The organism is Cobetia sp. SIMBA_158 (assembly GCF_046566945.1).
In the GTDB taxonomy this organism is placed as follows: Bacteria; Pseudomonadota; Gammaproteobacteria; order Pseudomonadales; family Halomonadaceae; genus Cobetia; species Cobetia amphilecti.
Genome location: NZ_JAWJYL010000914.1, coordinates 1 through 244, shown reverse-complemented (window position 1 = coordinate 244; position 244 = coordinate 1). Strand labels below are relative to the sequence as shown.

The window sequence follows — 244 nt, the reverse complement described above, 5'->3', positions numbered from 1 at the left end:
GTCATTTTTGCATTCATTTTTATGGAAGTATGACCCACAGGACAAATTCTTATGATATATCTCATAACCTAATGATTTTGAAAGCAGCCGGTAAACTTCAAGAGTATGTTACAAAAGCAGACCCATTTGAACTAATTCATGCCTATGTAACGGGAATTAAGCAACAGGATCCCCGAATTATCTCGTCTATTTCACTTCAGCAAATTGACTGGAAAAAGCATCTAGAATCGATTGAAAATATCAA

Annotated in this window: 1 protein-coding gene; it reads left to right on the top strand. The window is 34.8% G+C overall.

The window, feature by feature from the left end; genetic code table 11:
- Positions 1–244 (top strand): hypothetical protein (locus R2R70_RS22475; protein WP_410979268.1); only part of this gene is annotated, 244 nt, incomplete at both ends.